Genomic DNA, 8,143 nt, shown 5'->3' with positions numbered 1-8,143 from the left:
TTGAACTGATCGCCGCCACGACCACCGTGACCCTGCTCGTTCTGGAAGATGTCGCCGCGACCACCGTTGGAAGCCTGCTCGTTGAACTGGTCACCGCCACGACCACCGTGACCCTGCTCGTTCTGGAAGATGTCCCCCCGGCCGCCCGTGGAAGCCTGCTCGTTGAACTGGTCACCGCCACGACCACCGTGACCCTGCTCGTTCTGGAACACGTCACCGTGGTGACCGGCCGACGCCTGCTCGTTGAACTGGTTCCCGCCGCGGCCGGATCCCTGCTCGTTCTGGAAGATGTCGCCGCGACCGCCGGTCGAGGCCTGCTCGTTGAACTGGTTCCCGCCGCGGCCGGAGCCCTGCTCGTTCTGGAAGATGTCGCCGCGACCGCCGGTCGAGGCCTGCTCGTTGAACTGGTTCCCACCGTGCCCGCCGGAACCCTGCTCGTTCTGGAAAATGTCCCCCCGACCGCCGTTGGCCGCCTGCTCGTTGAACTGGTCGCCACCGCCGGAACCCTGCTCGTTCTGGAAAATGTCCCCCCGACCACCGTTGGCCGCCTGCTCGTTGAACTGGTCGCCACCGCCGGAACCCTGCTCGTTCTGGAAAACGTCGCCCGATGAAGTCGTCATCCTGTGCACTCCTGACATTCGGATCGGTGAAGCCCGTGCCCCTCCGTTGTCATCCAGTCTTGGGCCGGCGGGCGCCCGGGTCATGAGTAGCGGCCTACTCGGCTTCGCCGCTGTCTCCGGCGCGATCTACCTATGGACCGTCGCCGGGACTACTCGCCGGCTCCGGGGGGCCTACCACCGAGGCGAGCTCGCGGCGGCCGGAAATACCCAGCTTCGCGTAGACGCCGTGCAGGACGTTGTCGACCGTTCGCACCGAGACCACCAGCCGGTCGGCGACCGCTCGGCTCGTCAAGCCCGTGGCCACCAGGCGGGCGATCTCCAGCTCGCGGACCGTCAAGTCGAGCGGGGTGTCCAGCAGTCCCAGCGCCGGGGTCGCGGCGTCCTCACAGGACGCGAGCCACGCGCGGGCCCGTTGCGCCGACGTGGCCGCGCTGCCGTTCCTGCCCTCCGCGCGGTGGGCGCGGGAGGCCTGGGCCGCGGCCTCCGCGGCGAGCAGCCTCGCTCCGACGTCGGCGAAGCCGGAAGCCACGGCGTCCAGGGCTTCGGCGTCCGCGTCGGCGACCGCCCGTGCGTGTGCCGAGTACAACTCGGCCAGGGTTCCCGAGCCGGGCCCGGGGTCGCGGGAGCCGAACCCGAGCCGGACCAGGTCGTGGCGGATCTCGGCCGCCACCGCGAGGCGGCCGTCCTCCTCCGCCGCCGTGGCCGCCGACGCCGCGAGGTCCGCCGCCCGGGAGAGTTCGCCGCGAGCCGCCGCCACCCAGGCGCCGTCCCAGTCGCCGTGCGGGTCCGAGACGCGGCCGCCCATCGCCGTCGCCCGGACCAGCGCCGCGGCGACCGCCGGACGGAACTCGTACGGCTGGTCGTGGACGTCGGCGGCGAGGGCTTCCCGCAGCCAGCGGATCGCGCCGCGGACGTTGCCGTAGGCCAGCGCCACCGTCCCGAGTGACGCCGCCGCGCCCGCGACCGCCGGGCCCCAGCGGTCCCGGACGGCGTCCCGGTAGTCGTCGCCGGCGTGGTCCTCGGCCTCTTCCAGCCGGCCCGCCCGGCACAGCGCGACGATCCGGGCGTGCTCCAGCCGGACGCGCGCGCCGGGGGCGAACGCGTCCGAGATCCGGGACGCGATCGCGAGCCCCTCGTCGACGACGCCGAGACACGCCTCCGTCCGCCCCGCCGAAGCCAGCGCTCCCGCCGCGACCACCAGGGCCGCGAGCCGCAGCGCGTCGCCGCGGCGGTTGCGGTCCAGCACCGGGCCGAGCAGGTCGAGGGCTTCGCGGGCCGCACCCGCCGCCGCGCGCAGGGCGGCCCGGGCGGTCACCAGTTCGTCGGAAGTGCCGGACACGCCCGTTTCTGCCGTGTCGAGCACGGCGGCAGCTTCCTCGAAGCGGTCGAGGCCGAACGCCAGGTTCCTGGCCCGCGTCGCGGCGACGCGGGCGTGCTGGGCGTCCGACACCGTCTCGCCCGCGAGCTCGGCGAGCAGCGAGTCGGCGTCGGCGTGCCGGCCGCCCGCGATCCGGACCTGGGCGAGCAGGAACTTCGCGGCGAACCCGCCGCCCATCCGGGCGGCTTCCGCCGCCAGCTGTTCGGCCTGCGGAAAGTCCTTGCGCAGCAAGGTTTCCGCCGCCGCCCGGACCAGCTGCGGGTCGGTCGGCAGCCCGGCGGCCAGCCGCCAGCGCACCAGCCGGGGCTTGTCCTCGGCACGGCGCGCGCCGGTGAGGTCGAGGGTCTGCGCGAGGATCCGGTAGGTGTCACGCTGGCGCAAGGGTGACGTCCGGCGCCGGATCACCTCGGCGTAGAGCGGGTGCGCGAGCCGGACGTTGAGCCGCCGTCCGGTGCGTTCCGAGACGACCAGCCCGGCCTGCTCGGTCGAGGCGAGCACCCGCGCGGCGCCGAGCCGCACGAGCGGTTCGCTGCCCAGTGGCTCGCCGAAGGCGAGCAGTTCGAGCAGCCGCCGCTCGTCGGCGTCGACGCGGTCGGTGCGCGTTTCGATCAGCTCCACCAGCCGCGGGGTCGCGGTGAGCGCGCCGCTCCACCGCCACACGCCGTCCTCCGCCGACAGCGCGCCGCTGTCGAGGCCGCCCTGGATGAGTTCGCGCAGGAACAGGGGATTGCCGAGGGTCAGGTGCCACAGCCGGTGCTCGGCGCCGTCGTCGAGCCGGCCGCCCAGGGCCGCGGTGATCAGCTCGGTCGTCTGCGGACGGCTGAGCTCGCCGACGTCGAGGCGTTCGGCGACGCGGTCCTTCCACATCGCGAACACCGGGTCGGGCACGCTCACGCCGTGCGGCGCGAGGACGATCACGAACGCCGACGCGGTCGCCGCCAGCTGGTGCACCAAGGTCGCGGACAGGTCGTCGAGCAGGTGCGCGTCGTCCACGCACAGGACGAGCCGCCGCCCCTCCGCGCCGCGGGTGAGGTGGCCGGCGACCTGGTTGAGCCGGTGCGCGCGGTCCCCCGAACCGTCCGCGCTGCCGGGCAGGAGGTGGGCGAACGCGCCGAACGGGATGGTCGAAGCGGACGACATCGCGCGCACCCAGTGCGTGCGCGCGCCGGCACCGGCCAGCTCGGTCAGCAGCACCTTGGCCAGCCGCGTCTTGCCGGCGCCCGCGCGCCCGGTCAGCAGCAGACCGCACACCTCGGGGTCGGCCAGCGCCCGGCGCGCGAACGCCAGCTCCTGTTCGCGGCCGACCAGCGGCCAGTCGTTCGCCACACCCACTGCCTCCCCACCCCTCGCGGGCTTTCCGGTGCCCCCGCACCCGTTCATCGGATAATGACTACGCCCGCTCCGGCGGAGTACCGAATCCGCGCAGCGATTTGGCATTAATCGCCAAGCGGTGCGACGAACCCGGCAGAACGGACACTCGATGTCCGATTTCGTGAGCATTTCCCGCTGGAATTGCGGAAACCGTGATCATTGGTTTCCCGGTGATTCTTTTTCGCGGCCCACCATCATTCCGACGACCCGCGGCAGGACCACGGCGTTCCAGCCCGCCATGGCCGTGACGAGTTCCGGCTCCGGCCCGCCGGTCCAGACGCGCACCTGCCCCGCGCGCAGGTCGGTGCCGAGCACTCCGTGCCACGGCACCTTCGGCGCGAACCACCGGCGCAGCCCCTCGGCGTCGGCGTCGATGCGCGGGTGCCCGCCGAACCGGGCGGTCGCCCCGGCCGTGATCGCGTCGACCGCGGCCCGCGCGATCCGCGGGCACGCCGCGGACTCGACCAGCTCGACCAGCCGCCGCCAGGTTTCGCGCGCGTCCTCGAGCTCGCTGCCGCCGCGGAAGGCGTCGAACACGAACCGGCTCCGCACCGGGCCGCGGGCCAGGCCGAGCGCGTAGCTGGCCTGGTGCGGCCGGGCCGCCGCGTGGTAGGCGACCCGGTCGACCTCGGCGAGCCGGAAGACGCGGTCACCGATCACGATCACGTCGCCCGCCGCGGCGAGCGTGCGCCCGCCGCAGCGGATCCGCACCTCACCGGAGCCGGTGAACGAGAACTTCCCGGCCGCCATCGGTCACTTGCCGGTCTTCGCCAGGCAGAGCACGACGCCGGTCTCCCCTTCCTTGCCCTCCCAGAACACCTGGTCGGCGTCCGGGTACGGGGTGCACGCGCTGATCTGCGCTTCGGTCTGGGTCTTGTCCTCGACGCGCGCGACGACCTTGAGCGTCGCTTCGGGCGTCCCGCAGTCGACGATCTTCACGTAGTTCTCGCCGCTTTCGGTGACGCAGTTGCCGACCTGGGCGTTCTCGCCGTTGGACCGGGTGGCCACCCAGACCAGCGCGAGGACCCCGGCGACCAGGATCAGGAACACGGTGAGCACGATCTTCTGCCGCCGCTTCGACTTCTTCGGCGCGGCGGGCTGCGGCCCCGGCGGCGGACCGGCCTGGGGCGGTGGCACGGGTCCGGTCGGGTCCGGGTACTGGGGTCCACCCGCGTGGGTCATGACGATTCCTCCCTCGACGTCCTGCTGACCCCTTCTAGGCGTTCCACTCGCGTTCCACGACGTTCCACCCGCCGTTCCGCGGCGCGGGCCAGGATGGGGACCGCCCCGCTCCCGACGTGAGGACCCGAGGATGACCCGACTGCCCGTCTTGGCCGTCACCGCGCTGACCACCGCCGCGCTGCTCACCGGCGGGACGGCCGAAGCCGCGAGCCCGCCCTTCACCGCCTCGGTCTTCCGCGCCACGCACAACAGCTACTCGGGCGACGTCGACGGCGCGAAGAAGTCGATCGCCTACCAGCTCGACCACGGCGTCCGGTTCATCGAGCTCGACGTGCACGACAACGGCTACGCCACGAACCACGACTACGGCGTCGGCCACGACTCCCCCGGCAACGCCGTCGACCACAGCGGCGGCAACCCGGCGTCGAACAATCTGCGCGACTGGCTGGCCACGGTCGACACGTGGTCGGCGGCGCACCCCTCGGCCGCGCCGATCGTCGTCATGCTCGACCTCAAGGACGACCTGACCGACAACGCGAACTTCGCGGAGGGCAACCTGGCGGCGGTCAACCAGGAGCTGGAGTCGGTGTTCGGCAGCCGTCTGCTGCGGGCGCAGGACTACCCGGCGGGCTCGCCGACCGTGGACGCGCTGCGCGGGCGCGTGCTGCCGCTGCTGTCCGGCGACGGCGGCAGCCGCAGCGAGTACAAGCGGGACGTCGGCTACCACCCGGCCGTCGCGGTCAACGGCCGCGGCCAGATCGTCGAGGTGCACGACTCGGGCGGCGGCGCGCTCTGGTACTGGACCGGGACCTACGGCGCCGACGGCCGCGTCACCTGGCTGCGGCACGGGAAGTACGACAGCGGCCAGACGCCGGCGGTCGCGCTGAACGACAACGGCGACCTCGTCGAGGTCCACCAGTCCCAGACCGCGACGACGCTCTGGTCGCACGTCGGCAAGCTCGGCTCGGACGGTGAGATCACCTGGCAGGCCAGCAAGCAGTACGACAACGGCGTGCAGCCGACGGTCGCCTTCACCGACGCGACGCACGTGCGCGAAATCCACCAGAGCCAGAGCAACAGCCAGAACTGGACGTGGAACGGCACGCTGTCGGCCACGGCCGTCGCGTGGACCGGCAACGCCAAGACGTCGGACGCGCGGTACGCCAAGGACACCGCCACCAACGGCAGCCGTCGCGTGAAGGTGTGGACGGGCGCGGACGGCCCGACGCCGTCGAACACGCTGCGCGCGGACACCGCGAGCGTCACCGGCGACCGGATCCGCTACCGGCAGGTCGCGTTCGACGAGTTCCAGAAGGGCGACAGCGCGGAGCTCCAGCAGGGCGCGCTGTTCTACGGGGCACCCGCGACGGAGTCGGCGTTCATCACCTCGGCCCGCCAGTCCGGCAAGCTCGTGCGCGGCTGGGACTTCGACTCGGCGAGCGACGCGACCAGCCCGCCGGCGAACTACCCGGGTTCCAACCACCCGTACGACGCCTGGTACGAGACGATGGTGACGCAGAACGGCGCGGTGCAGTAGGCGGTCACGAAGGGTCGTAGGAGCAGCGGGCGCCGGTGTGGACGCCGTCGCGCAGGACGTCGCCGATGACCGTGTCCGCTGCCGCGATCCGGGTCAGCGCCCGGCGGATCGCCTTGCCCACGGCGATCCGCGCTTTCTCCTCCGCGCCCGCGAACTCGCGGACGCGGCCCGCGAGCCCGGCCGCCGCCGACAGCTCGCCCACGAGCCAGTCGCGCTCGGCGCGCACCTTCTCCGCCCGGCCCGCGTCGTGGTTGGCCTCGTGTTCGTCGAGCTCGGCCTCCAGGTTCGCGAGCCAGCGGCGGTAGTGACTGGTCGCCTCCTGGTCGAGCACCGGCTGCGCCGACGCCGGCGCGGTGCGCACGCCCGGCCCCGAGGCCAGCTCGACGGCCGTCAGCTCGCGGCCGGGGTTGTCCAGCAGCGTCGCGAGGTAGCCCATGCCGACGCTGTGCTCCACCTGCACGGACCGCCCGCCCAGGGCGAACACCCAGTGGCTGCCGTGCCGCCGGCACGTCACGCGCCGGTCCGGGCCGCGCACCGGCAGCGCGGGCAGCACCATCCCGAGCTGCCCGGCCTCCCGGGTCGCCGCGGCCAGCTCCCGGTCGGCTTCGGCCGACGCGGGTCCCAGTGCCTGCGCGAGCCGCGCGCGGGAGAGTGCCGCGGCCGGCCAGTGCGCCAGCGCGAGGTTGTCGCGCACGGCCGCGCGGAAGTGCGCGGCGGCGCGCTCGGGCTGGCCCGCCGTCAGCATCGCGACGCCCAGGGCGTGCTGCACCGAACCGAAGCAGGCGACGCCGAGGCTCGCCGTCATCGGCAGCCGCGCGAAAGGCGTCAGGAGCGCGTACGCGGCCAGAGCCGATTCGACGTCCGAGAGCAAGTACGCGGACTCGACGATCCCGTACATCGACACGAGCCAGCTGCTCGACCGCGGCAGCAGGGCCAGGTCCCGCCCGCGCAGCCGGGCCAGGGCTCCGGCGGCTTCGCGTTCGTCCCCGGCGGCCGCCGCCGCGACGGCCAGGCCAGCGACGAGCGCGTTGTCCACCGCGCTGAGCGTCGGCGAGTTCACCGTCTCCCGCACCACCGGCAGCACCTCGGCGACCCGGCCCTGGTACCAGCGGATGGCGCCCAGCTGCGCGGTGAACCAGCCGGTCGCGTCGGCGTCCCCGGCCTGCTCGCCGCGTTCCGCGCAGGCCGCGGCGCGCGCTTCGGCGTCGGCGAACCGGCCCGCGCGGATGCTGAGCATGACGTCGATCGCGTCGAGCACGAACCCGACCGCGAGGTGGTCGCGGTCGGCCAGCAGGCCGCGCAGGTCCGCGAGCCCGCGCTGGGCGTGCGGGTCGCCGTCGAGGAAGAGGTCGACCGTGCGCCAGAGCATGCCCATCAGCAGGTCGCTGCGCCGCCCGGTGCGGAAGCCCTCGGTGATCAGCTCCTGGGCCAGCGCGCGGCGCTGGCCGCCGTGGTCCGGTCCGAGCAGGCAGTGGTGGGCCAGGCTGGCGGCTTCGGCCCAGGCCACCGGGTCGCCCGCGCGCTTGGCCTCTTCGAGGACCGCGAGGATCTCGTTGCTCTCACCGGCCACGTAGTCGGCTTCGCCCGCGAGCCGGGCCTTGAGGCGCAAGGCCAGCGAGGACCCGGGGTCGACCGCCGCGCGCGCCGCGCGCAGCCGGGCCTGCAGCAATGCCGCCGCGGGCGCGCTCCGGTGCTCGTGGACCCACAACCCGCCCATGCCCAGCGCGGCGCGGGCCATCGCCGTGCCGTCGCCCTCGGCTTCCGCGGCGCGGTACGCGCGGTCGAACCACTCCCGGCCGGCGCGCAGGTCGCCGTCGGCCTCGAGGGCCCGCTCCCCGTTGCGCAGCAGCTCGCCGAGTGTGGTGGCCGCAGGTGGCAGTTCGCTGACCGGCATCGCCGACCCCTCTCCCCCGCCGGAAATGGTGCCCGCCGATCGGATCGCGGTCAACACGCGGAAACCGGCGGGAAAGCCGGGGTCACGGCCGGGAATTTTCCGTCGTGACGGACCGCGCGCAGTCCACTCGCGACAGTCGCTGACGGCGGCCGTCAGCGCTT

At 73.6% G+C, this 8,143-nt stretch carries 6 protein-coding genes; 2 read left to right on the top strand and 4 right to left on the bottom strand.

Annotation, left to right across the window (positions count from 1 at the left end; genetic code table 11):
* A partial coding sequence (locus tag ACWEN0_RS11785) for a hypothetical protein (protein WP_451972101.1) occupies positions 1 to 611 on the top strand: 611 nt, incomplete at its 5' end.
* Between the two features lie 139 nt (positions 612 to 750).
* Here the strand turns inward: ACWEN0_RS11785 and ACWEN0_RS11780 are convergent.
* From ACWEN0_RS11780 to ACWEN0_RS11770, 3 genes are all read right to left on the bottom strand, one after another.
* The gene (locus ACWEN0_RS11780; protein WP_451972099.1) at positions 751 to 3,324 is read right to left on the bottom strand and encodes an AAA family ATPase; all 2,574 of its coding nucleotides are present in this window, start codon (positions 3,322 to 3,324) and stop codon (positions 751 to 753) included.
* A gap of 201 nt (positions 3,325 to 3,525) precedes the next feature.
* On the bottom strand, positions 3,526 to 4,119 hold the full coding sequence (locus ACWEN0_RS11775) for a hypothetical protein (RefSeq protein ID WP_451972097.1): 594 nt from the start codon (positions 4,117 to 4,119) through the stop codon (positions 3,526 to 3,528).
* A 3-nt stretch (positions 4,120 to 4,122) separates the two neighbouring features.
* Positions 4,123 to 4,551, bottom strand: a complete 429-nt coding sequence (locus tag ACWEN0_RS11770) for an LppU/SCO3897 family protein (protein ID WP_451972095.1) — start codon at positions 4,549 to 4,551, stop codon at positions 4,123 to 4,125.
* Positions 4,552 to 4,681: 130 nt separating this feature from the next.
* On the opposite strand from ACWEN0_RS11770, the gene ACWEN0_RS11765 reads away from it, so the two are divergent.
* Positions 4,682 to 6,088, top strand: coding sequence for a hypothetical protein (locus ACWEN0_RS11765; protein ID WP_451972093.1), 1,407 nt, complete (start codon positions 4,682 to 4,684; stop codon positions 6,086 to 6,088).
* Positions 6,089 to 6,092: 4 nt separating this feature from the next.
* Here the strand turns inward: ACWEN0_RS11765 and ACWEN0_RS11760 are convergent, their stop codons facing one another.
* On the bottom strand, positions 6,093 to 7,982 hold the full coding sequence (locus ACWEN0_RS11760) for a hypothetical protein (protein ID WP_451972091.1): 1,890 nt from the start codon (positions 7,980 to 7,982) through the stop codon (positions 6,093 to 6,095).
* Between the last annotated feature and the right edge of the window lie 161 nt (positions 7,983 to 8,143).

It is taken from the genome of Amycolatopsis sp. NPDC004378 (assembly GCF_053602455.1).
This window is presented reverse-complemented; position numbering and strand designations above follow the sequence as displayed.

Bases quoted from the DNA above. Each gene is read 5' to 3' on its own strand.
- ACWEN0_RS11775 (WP_451972097.1), bottom strand. From the start codon at position 4,119: ATGGCGGCCGGGAAGTTCTCGTTCACCGGCTCCGGTGAGGTGCGGATC.
- ACWEN0_RS11770 (WP_451972095.1), bottom strand. From the start codon at position 4,551: ATGACCCACGCGGGTGGACCCCAGTACCCGGACCCGACCGGACCCGTG.
- ACWEN0_RS11765 (WP_451972093.1), top strand. From the start codon at position 4,682: ATGACCCGACTGCCCGTCTTGGCCGTCACCGCGCTGACCACCGCCGCG.
- ACWEN0_RS11760 (WP_451972091.1), bottom strand. From the start codon at position 7,982: ATGCCGGTCAGCGAACTGCCACCTGCGGCCACCACACTCGGCGAGCTG.